This window comes from Niveispirillum fermenti, from assembly GCF_052474395.1.
Genome location: NZ_CP156681.1, coordinates 3,084,716 through 3,107,869 on the forward strand (window position 1 = coordinate 3,084,716; position 23,154 = coordinate 3,107,869).

The window sequence follows — 23,154 nt, forward strand, 5'->3', positions numbered from 1 at the left end:
CCGTCAATACTGACTGATGTGTCAGTCAGTATTTATTGTCCAGGGACCCTCCCCCTGATCCGGGATTGCTGGCGCCCCCCACCCCGCCTATACCAGTAACAGTCATTCTCACCAGCCTGGGGCCAGCGACCTGCGGCCCTGGATACGATGGACGGCACAGCCGGAAGGGGGCCGGATTGGCAAACGACTTCATTGATACCGCCCTGGTGGAACTTGCCGGCCTGTCGGCCGATCCGACCCAGCGGCACGAGGCGCTGACCGCCATCGGCGCCGCCCTGCTGCGCCGTCCGGCGCTGGGCGGGCAGCTCGTGGCCCGTTTCTGCGCGGCGCCGCAGGACGCGCCAGCCATGCAGGATCTGGGCGACCTTCTCGACCATGCGCTGGAAAACGCGCGGATGGCCCAGGAAGGGGGACTGAAGCGCGGCCGGGATTTCCTGCGGGCCGTGGACGACGCGATCATCCTGGCCGACGGCCAGGGCCGGTTGGGGTCGACGCACCGGCTCATGCTGGCCGGTCTCTGGGCCCGCAACGGATTGCCGGCCCCGGACGTGCTGGCGATCAATGACACGGATGAAGAGATGGCGGAACTCCTGTCGCAGGCATCGCTGGGGCAGGACGGCGATGCCATTGTCGGCAGCCTGTTCGACAGCCTGATCGAACAGGCCGACGGTGATGTCGGGGAACTGCACGCCGCGCTGCAGGAAAGCTTTCCCGCCATGCCGCCGGGGATGCGGGAACATCTGGTCGCCTATATCCTGACACGCCCGGGTGCCATCAATCTGCGGCTGGCCTGCTTCTGGCTGCTCGACGCAGCGGCGGACCTGCGCCTCGACGCCGCGGAAGGGCTGGCGGCCCGTCTGGCCCGCGGCGAGTTGCCCGGCGACATCATGCCCACGCTGGTGATCCTGCGGAGCTGGATGCCGGAGGATGCGGCGCGGGCCGCCGTCGACCGGCTGCTGCGCGACGCCATGCGGGCCGGTATCGCCACCCCCGCCGCCACCCCGGCCACCTGGACATGCCACCGCATTCAGGCAACCCTGCCCGATGGCGGCGGCGCCCAAAGCATCGCCGTGGCGCTGCAGCTCGGCCGGGAACGCAAGATGGGCATGGTGCTGCTGAAGCAGGGCTTCGGGATCAAGGACGCCTTCGTCCTTCCCTGCACCTCGGCCAGCGAACAGAAGCGCATGACCCGGCAGATGGCAGAGGATACGGGCGCCCAGGATATTCCCCCGCCCGTGCTGGCGCGACTATTGTCGCAGGCGCTGGCGGACGGGCTTGCCCGGAACCTTCCCCCCGCCCCCGGCCTGATCGAGGTGGCGGCCCTCTGCGGCCTGACAAACCTGCGCCCCGAGCCGCTGGAAACAGAGGCCATGATCGCGGCCCTGGGTCCGGCTGCCACCATCCCCACCCTGCCGGCGGCCCTGCGCGACCAACTGGTCAGCGCCAGCGGTCAATGGTGGCAACGCCATCCAATCGCCCAGAGCTGGTTCGAGGAGAATGACGAGGCGCATGCGGCGCTGGAGGGCGCCAAGACCGCGCGGGCCAGGAACAGCGCGCTCTGGAAATGGCTGGAATTGCGGCGCGTCTGGTGGACGCGGATCATCGCGCAGGCCGCCATGGTGCTGGATGCGGCGGGCCATCCGGACGCCAACAGCTTCACCGCCACGGCGCTGGCCCTGCAGGGTGGCCAGAAGCTGAAGGACATTCCCGTAATGTCCTATATACATGAGCAGACGGTGCAGGCCTGGCTGCATGACGGTCCGGACGACGGCGATATCGACGAAGACCCGCTGACGTCCGCCAACATGGATATGTCGGACCCAAAGCCGGAACGCGAGGGGGAGCTTTCGCGACTGCTGAAGGGGAAAGGCGTTTCCGGTGACTGGATCGACGGGTATCTCGTGGGCATCGTGATCGCACCGAAGGGCGTGCCACCGAACCGCTGGATCGCCCCGATAATGGAGAAGGTGGTCAACGTCCTGGACCCGGCCAGTCTCCAGCGCTTCCTGGACATCATCCTTCTGCGCTTCAACATGAGCGCGGAACTGGCCGATGACGGCACCAGAATGGAAAAGGCTTTGTCGGTACGGACGGGACAGGCGCAGCGCGAATGGGCGGCCGGCTTTACCGCGGCCCAGGCCAGCTTCAAATCGGCCTGGTCGGGCAAATCGCTGGCGCCGGACGACAAGGCGATGGGCCGCACGGTCAGCGCCGCCGCCCAGAGCGGGTTCCAACCCGGCGAGGTGGAAATCCTCGCCCGGTGGATCAACGCCCGCTTCGTGCGCAGTATGGGATAGCACCGGTAGCACCAGCGACACTGCCGCCGGTGGAACGCTCACGGGAAAAGGGCCGGGGATGCATCCGCATCCCCGGCCCTTTGTTCTGGCGGTGATCCCCGCACCGTCCGGGCCAGCCCATCACCCCGGCGGGACGGCAGGCCGATAACCGGTTATGCCATTTACGCGCGCTTGGCCACGCGATCGATCAGACCGGCCCAGTTGCTGAACGAGATGAAGTGGCAATAGACCAGGTGCAGCCAGCCGCGCTCGCGCCAGCGCAGGAATTCCTCGGCCGGCAGGGCATTGAACTTGGCCTCGTCGATCACCTTGAAGCCGTTCAGGCTCAACTTGCCGCCATTCACCAGCGTGATGTCGGCACGATTGTCGACCAGAAGATCATGCTCGGCCAGGGCCTTGGCAAATTCAACCGTGGCGGCGTGCTGGGCCTGGAACTGCTGGCAGAAATCCAGGGCGCGCTGAGCCAGTTCCGTCGGCTTGCCATCCTTGAACAGCGGATTGCTGTCATCCTTGACGATGGCCGGGCTCGCCTCATCCAGGCACAGAACGAACTCGCCCCGGTCCTTGTCCTCCAGGAAGATGAAGGGATAGCGACGGATATAGGCCGGGACATAGAAATCCTGCTCCCACTGACCATCAGCCCCCACAAACAGGTTCTCTCCATCCCGGAGACCCAGCAGCACCACAGGCTGGGCGGCCTCCCCTTCGGTGAACAGGATGGGGAAATGCTTGCAGGCCAGCGTGAACTCCGTGCCGATCACCGGCACGGAATTGGTCTGAGCGGCGAAGCTGAAATCATTGCTGCTGACCAGGGACGTATCGGCATCACGGCCCGCCAGAACGGGGCGGGGCGTCTTGTACAGGACGGGAAGGGTGGGCTCGCTCATCTTCCGGGACTTTCTGAGATGGTGTGAATGCCGGGCCGGCAAGAAAATGGGCCGGGCCCGGCCAGTTTCGCACAAGGTATCGGGGCGATTTCAAGGAAAACCGATCAATTGCGGGGACGCCCCTCTTCCTCCTCGCTATTTGCAGTGCCCTGGCCATCGGACGTGGCTTCGGACGAGGGCTGGCTGCCGGCCCCGGCGGGGGCCGTCCCATCCGGCGCAGCCAGGACCGACGGGCTGCTGCTGCCCGCCGCACCACTGCCGACGCCACCCGCCGCACCGGCAGCCGGTGAGGTTTGCAGGACCGACACCGACCCGCCGGTCTCCAGCAAGCCGACATTGGTCAGGACCTGCGGAGCCTGATAGGCGGACAGCGCGTTCGGGGTCACACCGCTGCTGGTCACGGTGCCCGTGAACAGCGACGCGACGGTCGGCGTGCTGGGCACCGGATTGCGCGGCACGATGGTGGACACGACCTGCGTCACATCCTCCACCGGACCCCAGGCGACATTGTTCAGGAAGTAGGGCGCCCCGCGATAGGAGCTGTCCACCGCCTTGGCCGCCGCGGCACCTGCGTTGGTGCCGATGGTGCCGAACATGCTGGCCGACCCCGCCGTGGGAACGGTCAGCGTCAGGACCTGCAGGGTCTGCGCCGCCGCACCCCCGCTGACGCCGATCTTCAGGGCACCGGTTCCCGCCGACAGCGTCAGGTTGGTGCCGGGACCAACCAGGCCTGCCATCGTGATGTTGCCGCTGGTGCTGATCGATGCGGCACCGGCCGGCAGTTCGGCCGGTGCCTCCAGCGTAATGTCGCCCAGCGTCACCGTTACCGTGGTCGGCAGCAGCACGCGGGCGCCACCGGCCTGCGTGAAGCCGCTAGCCGCCTGCACATGCGCCGATCCGGCGAATGTGATCGTGCCGCTGGCATTGTTGCTGGTGAGGCTGATGCGGCCGCTGCTGGTGACCGCCCCGTTGAAGGTCATGTCGCGGCCCGTGACCGTCATGTCCGCGGCGGTGATGGCACCGCTGAAGGTCACATTGTGCCCGGTCACCACCAGATTTCCGGTGGTGACCGTACCGCCGAAGGTGGTGTCCTGCCCCGTGACCGCCAGCGCGCCGGTGTTGACAGCACCATTGAAGGCAACCGCGCCACCGGCGGTGATCGTCAGGCTGGCGCCGCCATTGCTGTCCACCGTGCCGCCGAAGGTCATGGACCCGCCGCTGCTGGTGAGACCGGCATTGGCGAGCAGGGTGACCGGCCCGGTATAGGATTGCGCCCCGGTGGTGGCGACGGAACCATTCAGTTGCGTGCGGCCGCCGACACTGAACGAGGTCAGGGCGGCCGTGCCACCGACGGCACCGTTGATCACGCCGTCACCCGTGATGGACAGGGCATGCGCACCGTCCACCCCGCCGGCAAGCGTGACGAGACCGCCGGTCAGCAGCATGTCGGACCCCAGCACGGCGCGCTCGCCGAAGGTCTGGTTGCCGCTGGTGGTGATGCTGCCCCCCGTCAGCGTGAGCGAGCCGGCGGCATCGGTCACGATGCTGGCAACGGACACCGCCCCGCCAAGGCGGGTCAGGCCGCTGCTGTCGATCGACAGGGCAAAGGCACCATCGATCGTGCCATCGAACAGGGCGTCACCGCCGGCCGTACCGAACCGGGTGTCCCGGCCCAGCGTCACCGCCCCTTCCCAATGCTGGGTGCCCGTGGTGTCGATGGCACCGCCATCGACGCGGGCAGCCCCCCGCACGACGAGACCGGACAGCGCCTGCTGCCCGCCGACCACGCCGGCAAAGCCGACCGGACCGGTGACGGACAGGGCATGCGCCCCGTCGATGGTGCCGTTGAAGGCGACAGTGCCGCCCGACAGGGCCACGTCGTCACCCAGCGTGACGGCACCGGCATAGGTCTGGGCCCCGGTGCTGGTTACATTGGCCGACAACAGTGTGGTGCCGCCGACCGACAGGCCCGCCAGCGCCGTGCCGGCACCGACCGCCCCGGCGATCACGGCATCACCCGTGATGGCAAGGGCATGGGCACCATCGGCACCATTCAGGCTGACCAGGCTGCCCGTCAGCACCGCATCACGGCCCAGGGTGACCAGACCGGCATAGGTCTGCCCGCCAAGGGTCGCAACGTCGCTGTTCAGCAGCGTGGTGCCGCTGACATTCAGACCGGCCAGCGACACGATGCCATTGATGGCCGCATCGCCGGCGATGGTCAGGCCATGGCCGCTGCCGGCACCGTTGATGGTGACCAACCCACCGGTCAGTCGCGTGTCGCCGGCCAGGGTCAGCGCGCCACCATAGGTCTGGTCGCCCGTCGTGGTGACATCGCCGCCCAGCACGGTGCTGCCCGACACAGCAAGGCTTTCCAGCGCGGTCACGCCGCCGACAGCGCCGCCAGTGACCAGATCGCCGGTGACGACAAGGGCATAGCGGCCGGGCGCCGCCAGGGCACCCGCCGGTGCGGCCGCGGCGGCATCGCTGCCATCCGCGCCCTGCGACAGGGTGATGGTGCTGCCGGTCAGGACGATATTGCCGCCGATCAGCGCCCGCTCGCCATAGGTCTGCGCGCCCGTCGTCGTGACGGAACCGCCCAGCAGCAGCGAGCCCGCCGCATCCGTGGCCAGCGATGCCAGATCGACCGCCCCGCCGAAGCGGGTCAGGCCGGCCGCATCGACCGTCAGGGCATGGGCCCCGGTGACCGTGCCGGCGAACAGGACATCGCCCCCCGCCGCCAGGACGGCGGCAGAGCCCAGACGGGCGGCGCCATAGGATTGGTCACCCGTTGTGGTCACCGCGCCGCCATTCAGGTCGGCCGTGCCGCTGACAGCGACGGAACCCAGGGAAACGGTGCCGCCGAACACGGCATCACCCTCCACGGACAGGCCATGATCGCCTTCCGCCCCCTGGGCCAGCGTCACGCTGGAGCCGGTCAGGACGGTATCCGCCGTCAGGAGCAGACGCTCCCCGTAATTCTGGGCCCCGGTGGTGGTGACGCTGTTGGCGGCCATGGACAGGCTGCCACCGGCATCGGTGGTCAGCGAGCCCAGCGTGACCGTACCACCGAAGCGGGTCAGCCCGTCGCTGTTGACCGTCAGGCCGGCGGGGCCGGTGACCGCGCCCTGGAAATCGACCGAGCCGCCGGTCAGGACGGTGGAGCCGTTCAATGTCACAGCCCCGCCATAGGCCTGGCTGCCGCTGGTGGTGATGCTGCCGCCGGACAGGACGGTCCCCCCGCTGACATCCACGCGGGTCAGGGCCTGTTCGGCACCCAGCGCGCCGCCGAACCCGGCATCGCCCCGGATGGTCAGCGCAAAGGCACCGTCAGCCCCCTGGTTCAGGGTCACCGAGCTGCCCGTCAGGACCGTGTCGGCGACCAGGGTCAGACGCTCGCCGTAATTCTGGGCGCCGGTGGTCGTGATGGCGCTGCTGGCGAGCGAGAGGCTGCCGGCCCCATCCGTGGTCAGGGACCCGACATTGATGGTGCCGCCGAACCGGGTCAGGCCGGGGCTGTTGACGGTCAGGCCCGCCGGTCCTTCGACCGCACCCTGGAAATCGACCGACCCGCCGGTCAGCGTGGCGTCGCCGCCCAGCGTGACCGTGCCGGTGAAGCTTTGCGCGCCGCTGGTGGTGATGCTGCCGCCATTCAGCAGCGTGTCACCCGCAATATCGAGGCTTGCCAGCGGAGTGCCGGCACCCGGCGCGCCGCCGAAGGCGGCATTGCCCCGGATAGTCAGCGCGAAGGCACCATCGACCCCCTGATCAACCGTGATCAGCGCGCCCTCCAGCACCGTGTCGCTGGCCAGGGTCAGGCCACCGCCATAGGTCTGGGTGCCGCTTGTCTTCACCGCCCCGCTGCGCAGCAGCGTGTTGCCGCTGATCGCCAGGGCGGCGACATCGATGCTGCCTGCCAGATCCGCATCACCATTGATGGTCAGCACACGACCACCCGTGGCCCCCTGCCCCAGCGTGACGCTGGAACCGGTCAGGACGGTATCGATGGTCAGCGTCACCGCCTCGCCATAGGACTGGGCGCCGACGGTCGTGATGGCGCCGCCATTAAGGTTCAGCGTGCCCGCCGCATCGGTGACCACGGACGTCATGTTCATGCCGGCCGCCGCGAAGCTGGTCAGCCCCGCGCTGTTGATGGTCAGCGTGCCCAACCGCGTCGTGCTGCCGACCGCCCCGGTGAAGATGACATCGGAGGCGCCGGCATTGATGGTGAGATCGGCCGCGCCATCGATGGTGCCGCCGAAATCGATATGGCCGCTGCTGGTCGTCAGGATCTGGTCGCCCGTCAAGGTCACGGCCCCGCCATAGGTCTGCGACCCGGTCGTAGCCATGGTGCCGCCATCCAGCAGCGTGGCACCAGTGACGGACAGGCTGTCCAGGGTCACACCCTGGCCGCCCTGCAGCACCGCATTGCCCTGGATGGTCAAGCCGCCGCCCGTGGCGCCGTCGCCCAGCGTGACGCTGGTGCCGGACAGGGTCGTGTCGCCGGACAGGGTCAGCAGACCGCCATATTGCTGGTCGCCGCTGGTCCGCACCGTGCCACCGCCCAGCCGCGTGCCGCCGCTCACCGAGAGCGATGCCAGCGCCGTCTGGGCACCGACATCGCCGGCAATGTCGGCATCGCCGTTGATGGTCAGGCTGGAACTGCCCTCCGCCCCGGCGGACAGGGTGACGGTGGAACCCGTCAGCACGGTCTCATCGTCGATCCGGAGCTGCTCGCCATAGGTCTGGGCGCCGCTGGTGGTGACCGCGCCGCTCAACACCACGGTGCCGCCGGCATCGGTCGTCAGCGACCCCAGCCGCACCGTGCCGCCGAAGCGCGTGGTATCGGCGCTGTTGACGGTCAGCGCACCGTCACCATCGACCGAACCGCCGAAATCGACGCCGCCGCCAGCATTCAGTTCCAGATCACCCGTGATCAGGGCGCCGCCCTTGTAATCCTGCTTGCCGGAGGTGTTGACGCCGCCGTTGATGCTGGTCAGGCCACTGACCGTCAGGCTGTTGATGCTGGCCCCGGCGCCCAGCGTCAGGTCGCTGTTGACCGTCAGCGCATGGGAACCCTGCGCCCCCTGCGACAGGGTGACCGCACTGGCCGTCAGCACCGTGTCGCCGGTAAGGTTCAGCACCTCGCCATAGCTTTGCGCGCCCGTGGTGGTGACCGTGGTGGCGCCGCCAAGATCAAGCGAGCCGGCACCATCCGTCACGATGGAGAAGGCGCTGACCCCCGCGGAGGAGAATTTCGTCAACCCGCCGGAATTGACCGCCAGCGCCCCGAGCCCGTTCACCGCGCCGTTGAAGCTCACATCGCTGGAACCGGCATTGACCGTCAGGTCGAAGCCGCCGCCGATGCCACCATTGAACGTCGCGCCGCTGTCGATGGTGGTGGCACCAGCCAGCGTCGCCCCCGCATTGGCCACCAGCCCGCCGGCGGCAAAGCTGCCGGACAGCGTGACCGCGTCGTTGAAGGTCTGGGCCCCGCTGGTGCTGACGCCGACGAAGCTGCTGGTGCCGCCACTGTCGGTGGTCAGGCTGCCAAGAGCCTGCGAGCCCCCCAGAGCCGCGCTGACATTGGTGGCGCCGCTGCTGTTCAGCGTCAGGTCGCTGCCGCCATCGATCGTGGCGCTGATGGTGATGGACCCGGCCGAAACGGTCGTGTTGCCCGCCAGCGACACCGCACTGGTCAGCGTGAAGCTGCCGGCGCCGTAGGTGCCGTTCAGCGACCCGCCGGAGCCGCCCAGGGACTGCGCTCCGGTCGTGGTGACCGACTGGAGGTTGATCGCCCCACCGCTGGTCGTCAGGCTGGCCAGCGCCGTACCCTCGCCGATCGCGGCATTGGCCGTCGTGGCACCGGTGCTGCTGATGGTCAGGGCATGGGCGCCATCGACATTGCTGCTGAACGTCACGTTGCCACCCGTAATGGTGACATCGCCCGCCAGGGTCAGCCCGCCGCTGGTCAGGAACGCGCCACCGGCCAGGCTGTAGGTGCCGTTCAGGGTGGCGTTGCCGGCATAGGTCTGGTCGCCGCTGGTATAGACGGATATCGCCGTGACATTGCCCGAACCGGTGGTGGTCAGGCTGGCCAGCGCCGTCGTGCCGCCGACGACCGCGTTGAACTTCGTGTCACCGCTGGTGGTGATGGTCAGCGCATGGCCGCCGTTCACCGTGCCGGCGAATTCCAGGCCGGCGGTTCCGGTTTCCACTGTCGTGGCCCCGGCCAGGGTCACATTACCCTTGGCGTCGAAGGTCGCGTCGCTGGTCTGGAACAGCCCGCTCAGCGTCACATCGTCATTGTAGGTCTGTTCACCCGTCGTGATCACACCCGTCAGGATGGCGCTGCCCCCGGCATTGGTGGTGATGCTGGTCAGCGCCGTCGTGCCGCCGGCCACACCGGACAGCGTCGTCACGCCCGTGCTGTTCAGCACCAGGGCATGCGCCCCGTCGATTGTGCCGCCAAAGGTGATGGCGCCGCTGCCGGCCGCAACCGTGGTATCGGCCGTCAGGGTGACCGGCCCGGCGAAGCTGATCGTCCAATTGTTGTTGGACGTATAGGTGCCGCCGATGGTGGCGGCATCACCGATGGTGATGACACCGTTGGTGGTGACATTGCCCAGCGTCGTCGTGCCGCCGGCATCGGTGATCAGGCTGGCCAGCGCCGTCGTGCCACCCACGACACCGCTGAACAACGTCGCCCCCTGGCTGTTGACGGTCAGGGCGTGGGTGCCGTCGACGGTCCCCTGGAAGGTGACGCCACCGGTGCCCGCACTGACCGTGACATTGCCGCCCAGTGTCAGGGCCTGTGCGGTCAGGAAGTCGCCATTGCCCGTGGTGTAGGTGCCATTCAGTGTGACCGCGTCATTATAGGTCTGGCCACCGGCCGTCGTGACCGACCGCAGGCTGCTGGTGCCGCCGGCATTGGTCGTCAGGCTGGCCAGCGCCGTCGTGCCGCCCACGGCGCCGGTCAGCGTCGTCGCCCCCGTGCTGTTCAGCGCCAGGGCATGGGCACCGTTGATGGTGCCCGTCAGGTTGATGGCATTGGCGCCGGCGTTGATCGTGGTGTCGCCGGCCAGGATGAAGTTGTTGCTTGCCGTGAAATCCACGGTTCCGACCGTATAGATACCGTCCAGCGTGACGCTGGTCTCACCATAGGTCTGCGCACCCGTCGTCGATACCGACTTCAGGGTGAGCGTGCCGCCGGCATTGGTCGTCAGGCTGGCCAGCGCCGTCGTGCCACCCACGGCGCCGCTGAGGGCCGTGGTGCCAGCGCTGTTCAGGGTCAGGGCGTGCGCCCCGTCGATGGTGCCCGTCACCTGGATGGCACCGCTGCCGGTGGCAATCGTCGTGGCTCCGCCAAGCTGGACCGCGCCGGCCAGGGTGACGGCGCCATTGGCCGTGGTGGTCAGGTTGCCGTTCAGCGTGGCGTTTTCGCCATAGGATTGCGACAGGGTCGTGGTGACAGCCTGCAGGGACACCGTGCCGCCGGCATCGGTGGTCAGGCTGCTGAGCGCCGTGGTGCCGCCGACCGCCGCGGCAAAGCTGGTGGCCCCGGTGCTGTTGACCGTCAGGGTACGGGCCCCGTCGACCGCGCCGGAGAAGGTGGCATTGCCGCTGCCGGTGCTGACCGTGGTGTTCCCGCCCAGCGTCACGGCACCGGAGAAGGTGACGGCGCTGTTGGTGGTCGCATAGGTGCCGTCCAGGGTAACGCCGCTGCCATAGGATTGCGTGCCCGTTGTCCGCACCGACTTGAAGGAGCCGGTGCCGCCGGTATCCGTGGTCAGGCTGGCCAGCGCCGTCGTGCCGCCGACCGCCCCGCCGACCGTCACGGCGCCCGTGCCGTTCAGCGCCAGCGCGTATGCACCATTGACGGTGCTGGACAGGTTGATCTGGTTGGCGCCCGCCCCGATGGTCGTGTCGCCGCCCAGGGTCAGGGCCCCGGTCACGCCGAAATTGCCTGTGCCGGTGATGGCATAGGTCCCCGACAATGTGGTGGCACCGGTATAGGCCTGGGCGCCGGTGCTGCTCGCACCGGCCGCACTGATGGTGCCGGCCGTGGCGGCCAGGCTGGCCAGGCCCGTCGCGGCTCCCCCCAGCGTGGCGGTGCCGGTGCCGGCCGTCAGGGTCAGGCCCTTGCCGCCACCGGTGATCGTGCCGCTGATGCCGATATCGCCGTTGAACGGGCTGGTGTTGATGGTGACGGCGCTGTTGCTGCCGCCCAGCGTGGCATTGCCCGTGATGGTGACGGACTTGCCGGTCAGGTCGCCGGTCAGCGTCGTATTGCCCTTATACTCCTGCGCACCGGCCGTACCGACAGCGGCCACGGTGATGCTGTTGGCTTCGATCGCCAGGCCGGCCTTGGTCGCATCGCTGCCGGTGGAGTTGAAGTCCTTGGTCAGGGTGACCGAGCCGCCGGTGGATTTCAGCGTGACATTGCCGCTGGTCCCGGCCGAGAAACCGTTGACCATGTTGGTGTCGGTGATGTTGCCCGTCGTCGTGACGACGATGTCACCATTGGTGGTGGTCAGGTCGCCAAGCTGGAAGCTGGTGCCCGACAGGTAGATCCCGCCGACACCCGTCACATTGGCCGAGATTTTCGTGAAGGTGGTATCGAAAGCCGCATCCGCCGAGCCCACGCCCGTGAAGGTGGTCAGATTCAGCGTCTCGCCCGTCAAGGTGGCGCCGCCATCCGCCGACAGGACGCTGCCGGTGGCCGCCAGCAATGTCAGCGTGCCCGTGGCACCGGCATTGATGGTATCCAGCGTCAGATCACCGGTCGTCGCCGTCAGGGTGATGGTGCGGTTGGCACCCGTGGCCGATATGTCGGTAGCCGTGAAGCCGACACTGTTGGTGAAGGTGACATCACCATTCGCCGCCAGCGTGAGGGAGGAAACCTCGCCGGTGTTGGTGACGATCAGGTTCTTGTCGTTGCCGGTCAGGCTGGCATCCAGCGTGTCGACCGTGGTGGTCAGCGTGGTGTCACCGCCGGCCGAACCGCTGACGAAGGTCAGCGCCGAGGCCGTCACCGACACGGTGCGGCCGCCGCCGCTGCTCACGATGTCGGTCGTGCCCTTCAGCGTCACAGCGCCGGTGGTGCTGAAGCTGCCCGAGGATGGCAGCGTCAGGGTGCCGCCGCTTTCCAGCAGCAGGTTGCCGCTGGAAAGCGACAGTCCTTCGACCGACAGATCGCCCGCCGTCTTGATATAGGCCGAAGCCCCCGTCCCCAGCGTCAGCGCGCCGCTGCCCAGCGTGGACGTGCCGGTGCCGCTGTTGGAGATGGAAACGACGGCCGCCGCCTTGGCCGCCGACAGGCCCGTGATGCTGGACACCTTCACCAGCACGGGCGTGCCGTCACCGGTGGCCATATTGGTGACCGCGCCGATATTTCCGTCATTGGCGGTCAGCGACAGCTTGCCTGCGATGATATGGGTATCGTTGCCGACGGTGGTGATGCCCCCGGCGGCCGTGACGCTGGCCTGGCTGCTGCTGGGGGCACCGGTGGAAACGCTGGCGCCGGCATACAGCTTGGTGATGGTGACATCGCCGCTGGTGGTGGACAGGGTGACGTCCTTGCCCGCGCCATCGGTCGATTGCACGACATTGACCACGGCCAGCGGTCCCGCCGCCGTCACGGTGAGCGAGCCGTCATTGACGGTCAGGCCCGTGCTGCTGTTGCCCAGGCTGACGCCCGCGCTGTTGCCATCGGCGAGATGGACAGAACCGGTGCCGCTGGTGCCGCCCAGCAGGGTGACAGCATGCGTATTGACGGCATGTGTGCTGGTCCCGATACCGGTGCCGGCCGTCAGCGTCACGGTGTTGCCCGTGATCCCGGTGCTGGACAGTTCATCATCCGTGATGCTGCCCGAACCCGCGGACAGGGTCACATTGCCGGTACCGCCGCCGCTGGCATCGACGATGCCCACCTGCAGGTTGGAAATGCCCGTGGCTTCGACATTGATGTCGCTGCCACCGGAGACGAGGCGGCCCAGTGAAATGGCCGTGTTGGCACCGGTAACACTGATCACGCCGCCATTGGTGACGATGTTGGACAGGCCCAGTTCCGTGCCCGTGGCCTTCAGATAGGTGCCGAGCCCGGCGGTGGACGATACGGCCGTCAGGTCGCGGCTGTTGACGCCCAGGGCCGCGCTGCTGGAACCGTAACCGGCGGTCGCATTCAGCGTGACGGTGCCGCCGCTGATGCTGCTGCCGTTATTGCCCTGCTGAATCCCGCCGGACAGCGCGGTCAGCACCACCTGACCCTCGCCCATGCCGGTACTGACGCTGCCGGCCGTCCCCGTGCTGCCGATGGTGATGCTGCCATTGGCCGTGACGCGGATATCATTGCCCGCGGCATCGTCCGTGATGGTCATGGTGCCGATCACCACCGTCCCGCCGGCCGTGACGATCGTGCTGCCATTCTTGACGGAGGTGCTGAGCCCGCCGTTCACACCACCGGTGAAGGCGAGATAGGCCGAACCATCACCCGTCACCGTGGCCGAGACGAGTGAACCAGTGCCACCGGCGTTAGATGCCGTGATCCGGAACACGTCACTGGCGGTGCCGATGCCGCTGCCGGCCTTCAGATTGATGCTGGCGCTGGTGCCGCCGGCGGTCAGGCCGATCCCGTTGGAGCGCAGGTGACCACCAGCCTCCAGTGTCAATGCGGCACTGGAACCCCAGCTTACCGCCCCGTCCAGAGTGAGATCGCCCGAACCGGTCTTGACGGACAATGCACCGTTGCTGGTCAATGCACCCGTGGTCAGCGCGCCGGCATTGGAGACATAGGCGCCACCGGAAGCGGTATTCAGCGTGAGGCGGGAAACGCTGGTCAGCACTGCCTGGCTGCTGGTGCCGATGCCGGCACCCGTATAGCTGTTGGTGGCCAGCGACAGGCTGCCGGCCGTGATCAGGCTGCTGCCATTGATGGCCGTGATGCTGGTGGCGGCATTCGTTGTCGTGAAGGCCGCCGTGTTCAGGTCCACGCTGCCGCTGCCGACCGAGATGGTGCCGACCGCGATGTTCCCCTTGGCCGAGATGGTCAGGTTGAGGCCCGTCGTGTCGGAGATGTTGGTCAGGGTCGTGGTTGTGCCATTGTCACTGGCCGTAAAGGTCAGATTGGTTGCGGTGACCGACAATGTACCGCTGCTGCTCGTGTTGTTCTGCGATGTCTTGCGGTCGATGGTCAGGTCGGTCAGGTCGCTGTTGCTGCCCACAACGATGTTGCCGCCGGTATTGATGGTCAGCTTCGTGGCGGTGGTCTTGACCCTGGTATTGGCGTTCGTGCTGGCGCCGATGGCGCCGGCGCCGGCATTGGCGCCGCCCATCGCCGTCAGCACCAGTTCGGCCGCGTCGATAACGGAACTGGTGTCGGACTTGATCGCCGCGTTGGCGGCTGTCAGCGTCACCTTGTGGCCCGTTGCCGTGATGGCGCCGGCAATGGTCAGGTCCTTCTGCTGCTGACCATTACCGGCAGCCACCACCACATCACCGGCCGCATTCATGCTGCTGATGGTCAGGGCTTGGGATTCAGTGAGATAGATGCCGCCCCCGGCTGCCGTCGCCGTCAGGGTCGTCGTGCCGTTGCTGGCGGCACTGATGCCCAATGCCTTGCCATCCGCACCGATGGCACCGGATGCCGTCAGGGTCAGGTCGCCGGAACCGGAAATGAAGCCACCGCCCAGGATGGAGCCATTGACCACATTGACCGTCACGGCGGCACCGTTCAACGACCAGCCTCCATCGGTATCATCGGGCGAACCGATATCCAGATCGCCGCTGCTGATCTGGAAAACGCTGGTGCCGGCCACGGTGATTCCCGCGACCTTGGCCTTCTGCTTCAGGTCGACAAGGGCGCCGTTGTTGGCAGAAATCTTCAGATAGCCGGTGGTGATATCCAGCAAGCCGCCGCCGGTGCCCGCCGTCTGACCAACCGCACCAGAGGAAGCGATCAAATGAACGACACCCGCCTTGATGTATGATGCATCGTCAAGTTCCTGAATACCGGAATTGCCTGACAGTGTCAGTCTGTTGGCAGCACCGATTTCGACACTGTCCACAGTGACCAAACGGTCACCGGTAAAGCTGAAATCCATCCCGGATGTGTCGGTGATCTGGCTGAACACTGTGCCGCCGGTATTGGTGTGGGTCGCCTGGACCTGCACGGTCCCCGCCGTTCCATCCAGCCCCGCGCTGACAATGTCGAACGTGCGGTCCGCGGTGCTGCTAGAACTGGAGTTGGTCAGCGACAATTTGTCGATATGGGTGCTGGACGTGACATAAACGTCACCCTGCGCCTTCAGCGTCACCACAGGGGCGTCGATATAGAACCTGGCGCCAGTCGACCCGAGAAGCATGGCATCCAGGGACAGCGAACCCGCCGTGATGCGGGAGAGGCTGCTGTTGGCGCCGCCGAAAAGCGACGCTTCGGATTTAAGCGTCAGAGTCCCGGCCTTGGTCAGGTCGACAATGCCGACAATCTGCGAGATCTTGGTTTCGAAGGTGAAGTCGAGGCCGGTCGTGTCGGTCACGGCGAGCGCATAGGAGCTGGAGCCCGAGATCGAAATGGTCGCATTACCGGACAGCAGGCTGTAGGCGGCGGCGCCATCGCCCGATGTCCGGCTGTTCTTGATGGACAGGGTCTGCAGGTCGGCAGCGCTGTTATTGATATAAACATCGTCCACGGTGTTGATGAACAACGCCTCGGTATGGGTCCTCAGCGTACTGGCACTCGTACCGGCCGATCCGGTTGCCGTCAGGTTGATCCTGCCGGCCCGCATGGTCATCCCACCACCCAGCGTGGAAATGCTCTTGGCGGTGCCCGTCGTCGTCAGGCTGAGTGACCGCCCCTTCTGGACGTCGATGTTACCCACGACCAGGGATGTATCGGTGCTGATGCTGAGATCAAGACCCGACGTGTCGGTGAACGTATTGATCGTGGTGCTGCCCGACGCAAGGCTGGCAGGCATGTTCACCGTAAGGTTCACGCCGGTAATGCTATATTGGTTGATCGCACTGGAATGCCTCAATGTCCAATCGAACTTGTCCAGATCGGCCAGATTATTCAAATAGACATTCAGGCCGCTTGTCAGCGTCAGGCTTTCCGCCTCGATCAGCAGCGATGTTTCACTAGTGCCGATACTGCCGTTCTCGACCTTCAATGTCAGATCATTGGTGAACAGCCCCCCCGTACTACCGACGGCCTGGGTCAGGTTCCCGTTGGTGACAGCCAATGTGATTGAACGTCCGTCGGAGGTGGTGCGATTGCTTACACCATCCAGTACAAGGTCACCCGCATTCTGGTAATTCACGTCACCCGTAGCATTGATTTTCAACGTGCCGACTGTACCGAAGAACGTCGATTGTCCGCTCTGTGAATTGCCAACGGAGCTGGCCATGATTTCCAGGCGGCCAGCGGTGATCACACTGGTTGACCGACTGGCGTTAACGGTGGCACCGCTGAAGGTATCACCGGACGTCGTGCCGGCCTGCAGCTTCACCGTTCCGGTGCCGACATTGATTCCCGAAACATTGATCTGCTTGGTTGAAAGAACAGTCAGATTGAGGGGGGACGAGGTCTGCGAGATATTCTGAATATTCAGGCCCGATACACTATTGTTTAAAACAGCAACATTCAGACTGAGCGAAGGGTTATTGCTACCATACACTTCATATGTATAGGATCCGCTATTAACCGAACCGGTCGTCTCAAAAGAAAGATCCAGCGTCAGATCGGTCAGGGTTGTTGCGTTGTCCCAACGGACACTGCCACCAGACTTGATGTAAAGTTTCTTCGTATCCACGAAGAACATTGCATCGTTGTTGCCGATACCGCCCGTGTTCGATCCCGTGGCCGTCAGCGAAACCTCACCAGCGGTAATGGTACCGTCTTGATTGTTGCCAGTGATGAAGCTGTAAACGGTGGAGCCGCCGGACCCGGCGCTCCCCGTGCTCTTCAAAGTCACCTTGCCAGTGGTGGACGTCCCGGCATCGATCGAAGAGACACGGATCGCCCGATCGACGCTGTAGCTGAAATCCATGATGCCGGCGCCGCTATTGGCACCCACCGTGGTCACGCCACCCGCTTCGGTGACGGTAACACTCCGCCCCGAGCCGACATTGATGAAGCTGATGGTATTGATGTCTGTGAGAGACGTGGTCTTGTGCGTATTGGTGACCGCCAGTGTGGTCAGGGCCGTATTGCTGTTGTTGATATAGATATTGCCGTTATTGGTGACGCTCAGCGACGCCGCGCTGGTCTTGAAGGCCCGGCTGGAGGAGCCGATGGCACCGCCATCGCTGCCGGTGCCGGTGGCAACCAACGTGACGCTGCTGGCAATGACCGTACCCCCGCCCGAAAGCGACAGGCTGGAATTGGCCCCACCGCCTTCCGTCTTCAGTGTGACCGCGCCGGAGACGACGATTTCGCTGACGGCGATGTTCTTGCTCGCGCTCAGGCCGAAATCAGTCAGCCCGGCGCTGCCAACCACATCGACGGTCAGCGTCGTCCCGTTATCCGTCAGGGCAACCACTTCCCCTGCCGGGCCCGTGATGCCGAAAAGGCTTGCCGTGTTGCTCGCGGTCGTGCTGTTGGTGCTGGCGATGGTCAGATGGGTCAGTCCCACATCGCTGCCAACATAGATGTCGCGGCCGGCCGACACGTCCAGCTTGGTACTGCTGATCAGGATGGGGCTGCTGGACGATCCGATGGACGAACTGGTCCCGGCCGTCAGGCTGACCGATCCGGCGACGATGCGGTCACTGCCCCCGCCGGTCTTGGTGATGGCGCCATCGCCGACGACCACGAACTTGCCGGCCCCCACATTGGCCGCCCCCAGACCGACGGTCCCACCCTTGACCGTCAGCGAGAAATCCAGATCGGTGGCGCTGGTCAATGTCGCAAGGCTGCCGGCACCGCTGATGCTGACCGTCTGACCAGTGCCACTGATCGACACGCTGCCGCTGCCGCTGTCGCGGATGATATCCAGGCTGGTAAGGGCCTGGTCATTATCGATGTCGATGGTGCTCTTACCCTCGACCGTGAGTTTCCCGGTCTTCAGCTTGAGCTGCCGGCTGCTGCCGATGCTGTTGCTGCTGCTGGCCCGCAGGCTGATGGAACCGCCTTCGACCCGCGCATCGGTTTCGCTGTCATCGTTGATGGCACCGCTGGCGGTGATACTGATCGCCCCGGTGCCGCCGCCGGCCTTGATCTCTCCCAGGTCCAGCGCGCCGCTGCTGCTCAGCGTGAGGCTGTCGCCACCGGCCACCACCTTGGTCAGGGTCAGCGTGTCGCCGCCAGTGAAGGCGTTGGCCCGGACATTGATGATACCGGCCGTTGCTTCCGCAACAAGTTCGCCAGCATCCACCTGGAGCAAAGTGGCACTGGTGCCGATGTTCTGCGACGCCTTCAATTCCATCTTGCCGGTGGAACGGATGGTGTTGCTGCTCGTGGAGGAGAGGATGGAGCCCGAAAGGGCCTCCATCGTGAGCGCACCCTTGGTCGTGCCGACAGTACTGGAAGAAATCTCGATGTCGCCCGCAAGCAGCCTCAGCACGATATCGCCATTGCTGGTACGGAAATTATCGGTGAAGGCGCCGCCTTTGCCGACCAGGAGAGCACTATCGGCGTTGGTCGGATTGACAATCGAACTGGCCGTGACGTAGATGCCGGCCTCTCCGTCCGCAAGCCCGCTGCCCGTACCGGCATAGACGGCGATCGCGCGGGCCACGATATCAATGTCCATACCAGCATCGGACGCACCGACACTCTTGGCTGCCTGCAGGTTGACAGCCCCCGCCAGGACGCGGGTGCTGTCACTGCCATCATCCTTGATGGCACCCGTGGTGGACTTGAACAGGACGGTGTTGAGGGTCTTCGTCGACGCCCCCCCCATCGGGGACGGCATGCTGAACTCAAGACTGCCGATATTCACTTCGCCCAGGGTGATGTCGCGGTCGCCGGTGAAGCTGAAGATGTTCAGGCCCCGACTTTCATCCCAACCGCCGTTGCTGATCAGTCGCGTGAAGAGGTAACCGTCCGGCCCGTCGGTCAGGGACACATCCAGGCTCTGACCCGTGATGCCGAACATGTAGTCCGCGTCGGCGTCCTTGTGGGTGCTGGCGATCACCAGCCGGTTGAAATAGCTTTCATTGGCGATGACCAGATCGCCGGCCGTGGTCACTTCCAGGTCTTGGGTACTGATACCCAACGCCGCCCCGTTGGCCCCCACACCTTCCGTCGCCGACAGCTTGAGCACACTGGCCGAAAGGAAGGTGTTGCGGTTGCCATCGTCCAGGATCGACCCTTCGGTCGTCGTGATGGATGCCGAGGGAGGCGCGGCGTTGCCGGTTGTCGAGTCCGCTATGCGCAACCGGCCCAGAACCAGGTTCTTGTCGCTGGTAAAGCTGAAGCTGGTCAGGAAGCTGTTGGAAATATCGCTGATCGTCACCGTGGTGCCATTGTCGGTAACGTCGAATGTCTGGCTCAGCGCGGTCAGCACGAAGCTGTTAGGGGTGGAGCCCGTATGCTTGTTGTTGATGGTCAGCCTGGTCAGGTGCGAATCATTATCAATAAAGAAGCTGCCCGTGTTTGTGACACTCAGCACCCCCGTCCGGGTGTCCAGGCGTGCGGCATCGGCACCGACATCGCCGCCCGCAGTGATCGTGACGCCCGTACCGCCCACCTTGTTGCCGGCCGCGGCAATGATCTTTCCCGATGTGGTCAGCGAAACCGTTCCCGAAAATGTGGCCGTACCCAGGGTGCCGACGGTGGTTTCCGCCCCGTCGCCTTCGACGGTAGCATTGATGGTTGCAGAGGCCAGACGCTTCAGCGTCACCGAACCCGTCTGCGTCAAGGTCAGCGATGAGGCGCTGACCGCGTCGATCTCATTGACCTGGGTCAGCAGGGTCATCGTATGGGTGGCGTTGGTCGCGACGACCTTCAGCTTGTCGCCCGTGATGCCCGTGCCGCCGCTTTGGCTGGTGGTGGTGCCGTCAACTGTCAGGGTGACGTTGCCGCTACCGGCATTGATGGTGCCGTAGCTCAGGTTGTTGGCAACGCTGACATCGATATTGCCGGCACCTGACGCTATGGCGATGTCATGGAGATTGGCGCTGCCCCGGGTCACCTTCAGGACGATGTCGCCATTATTGGCTCTGACTTCGGAGAATATGGTGTTGGCGCTGTCCGACGACCCGGCGTTCGTGAAATATACCCCGCCATTGCCGGCATTGGCCAGCAGGCTGGTCGCACCGACGGCCGTGATGGCGTCGGTGGGGGAACCGATGGCGCCGCCCGCCTGCAGAACCAGACCGCCGCTGCTCCTGATCAGAGTGGCGCTGTCACCATCGTCGATGATGGAGCCGGTGGTGCTTTGCAGGCTGAAATTGCCCGGGCTGAAAGCCTGATTCGTTATCGCGCCAACGGTGATCGTGCCGGTCGCCTTGATCGTGGACAGAACGGTGGAACCGGTGGTGACGCTGTTCAGCGAGAGGGCGCCGGTATTGTCGATATTGATAATACCGGAACCCGACGTGCTGGTCAGGCTGGTGACCGCGGTGGAGAGCGGCGAGCCGGTGGCGCCGATGGCACCGTTGGTCCCCGTCGTTCCCCGTGCGACCAGGGTCAGCGCGTTGCCGGTGATCAACGGGCTGGCGCCCGTGCTGGTGATGTCACCGCCATTGGCGGTCAGGGCCACATCGCCGGACCCGGCATTCAGGATGCCGATGGCCAGTCCCTTGTCGGACGTGAAGCTGAAATTCAGGTTGCCGGGCGAGGAGATGTTGGTCAGCGTCTGGCCATTCGCCCCGTCGGTGACGGTGAAGGCCAGGCCCGTGGCGCTGATGCTGTAGATGTTCGCATCACTGCTGGCCACATGGTTGGCCGTGATGGACAGGCCGGACAGGGCTGTGGCGTTGCTGACATGGATATTGCCGCCCGTGGCGACCGACAGCACGCCCGTGCTGGTGGAAATGGCGGCACCCGAGGCACCGACATGGCCGCCCAGCGCCGACAGGGACACGCTGCCGCCCGTCAGGACGGGGCTGCCGGCCACGTTTGTGATATTACCGGCCGAAGCGTCGATCTTGACAGCGCCGGCACCGGCATCGATGGCACCGGCAAGGCTGACCCTGTCGCCGGAGATCAGGGTGATGTTGCCGCCATTGCTGGTCAGCCGGCCGATATTGGTCAGGCTGGAACCCGCCAGCGAGGCGTCCAGTGTGATGCTGCCCCCGGCGGTCTTGATCTCGTGCGTGGCGCTGGTGAAGGTGATGCCGCCATTGACAGCCGTGGAGCGCAGCGTGAAGCTGTTCCCGGTGCCGGTCTGCAGGTCCAAACTGGTATCCACCGTGATCAGGCCGGTGGCCTCCAGCACGATGTTGGTGGTGGCGTTGATGGCCTCCAGCGTGGCGGCGGCGACCGTATTGTCGCCGGAATCCGCGTCGCCGGCCGCAATCGTGCCGTCACCGGCATTGCCGTTCAGGCTGCCGGTGCTGCCCGCCACAATCTTAAGGGTGGACGGGTCCAGCAGGAAGGTGCCGGTCTTGCCCTTCGCCGCCGTCAGGTCGACCCCGCCGGTCAGGGAGATGCGGTCACGGCTGGACACCTCGGCAAAGCCGCCATCGCCGCCTTCCGCCCCGCCCCTGGCCGTGATGGAGCCGGCGAACGCCGTGCGCATGTCGGACAGGACCGTCACGGTGCCGCCATCGCCGCGCGTGACGGCATCGGCAGCCAGCACGGCGCCGGCGCCGACCGTCACCTGACCGGCAGCCCAGGCACCGTCGCGGTCGCCAGCACTGCCGACGGCGATGGTGCCGCCGCCCAGGTCACCGGAAGCGTCGATGCGGGTGCCGGCCGCCACGGCGATATCGGCGGCATCCACGATCACCGTACCGCCCGACTGGCCGTCCTGGCGCCCGCTGGCATCCACGGTGCCGGCCACGGCGATCTTGCCATCACCGCCCGACAGGACGATGCGGCCATTGCTGCCGGAAATGCTGGTGGCCGTGATGATGCCGTCGGTGTTGACGACATTGTCGATCACACCCTTGACAGCACGGGCCGACAGCACGACGGTGCCGCCCTCCGCCGTGATCTGGCCGGAATTGACGACCAGCGCCTGGGCCTTGCCATCGGCACCCTGCGGCAGATCGGTAACGATGGAACCGGCATCGAAGCTGAGCAGCCCGTCGCCCTGGAAATCCAGCGTGAAGCGCTTGGCACCGCCCAGCGCCACCTTGCCCAGCCGGGCCTGGATGATACCGGAATTGCGGACCGAGGGCGCCACCAGCGCGGCCAGGCCGCTATCCTTGATGGAGATCAGCCCTTCATTGACGATGCCGGCATTCAGGTTGGCGGAAGCCTGGTTGAAGGCATAGTTGCCGGCCAGGAAATCCGCGTCGGTGATGTTGGCCGTGGTGGCGACCAGCCCGCCGACATCGACGCGCGAGCCCTTGCCGAACACCACACCATTGGGATTGACCAGCATCACCGTGCCATTGGCGGTGATCGAGCCGAAAATGGCCGAGGGGTCGTTGCCGACGACACGGTTGAGCGTGACCGACTGCGCCCCGGGCTGCAGGAAATTCACCGTCTCGCCGGCGGCGATGGAGAAGCCCTGCCAGTTGATGATGGCCTTGTCGGTGCCCTGGATGATGTTCAGCGTCTGCGGCGTGGCCGCCACGATGCTGGCCTGGCCGGCCACGACGGTGCCGCCCGTCGGGTTCGCCCAGGCCGCCTGGGTGAACAGTGATGACAGGGCATAGGCGAAGCCGCCCACGGCCACGGCCACGCCGGCCCGGCGCTGGCGACGGGTGCCCTTCGGCCCGCCACGTCCGCCGGGGCCCAGCAGGGCGGCGGCCGATGCCATCAGATTGTCCCGCAGATTGTGCCGCTGCCGACGGGAACCGGGCAGGCCGACCGAAACGGAGGGGGTGGAGTGAGTGCCGCGACGCTTGTCCATGAT

3 protein-coding genes are annotated in these 23,154 nt (G+C 65.8%); 1 reads left to right on the top strand and 2 read right to left on the bottom strand.

The window, feature by feature from the left end; all coding sequences use genetic code 11:
* The first annotated feature begins 176 nt into the window (after window positions 1–176).
* A complete protein-coding gene (locus ABC728_RS25485; RefSeq protein ID WP_416621083.1) occupies window positions 177–2,297 on the top strand; it encodes a UPF0149 family protein in 2,121 nt (706 codons plus the stop codon).
* Between the two features lie 161 nt (window positions 2,298–2,458).
* Here the strand turns inward: ABC728_RS25485 and ABC728_RS25490 are convergent, their stop codons facing one another.
* Entirely contained in the window at window positions 2,459–3,184 is a 726-nt protein-coding gene (locus ABC728_RS25490) for a SapC family protein (RefSeq protein WP_416621084.1), read from the bottom strand.
* A 104-nt stretch (window positions 3,185–3,288) separates the two neighbouring features.
* Window positions 3,289–23,151 carry a filamentous hemagglutinin N-terminal domain-containing protein gene (locus ABC728_RS25495; RefSeq protein WP_416621085.1) on the bottom strand — a complete coding sequence of 6,621 codons (19,863 nt, stop codon included), beginning with the start codon at window positions 23,149–23,151 and terminating at the stop codon, window positions 3,289–3,291.
* Window positions 23,152–23,154: the final 3 nt, after the last annotated feature.

What these genes read in the sequence shown, in the direction of transcription:
- ABC728_RS25490 (WP_416621084.1), bottom strand. Translation starts at nt 3,184, where the DNA reads ATGAGCGAGCCCACCCTTCCCGTCCTGTACAAGACGCCCCGCCCCGTT.
- ABC728_RS25495 (WP_416621085.1), bottom strand. Translation starts at nt 23,151, where the DNA reads ATGGACAAGCGTCGCGGCACTCACTCCACCCCCTCCGTTTCGGTCGGC.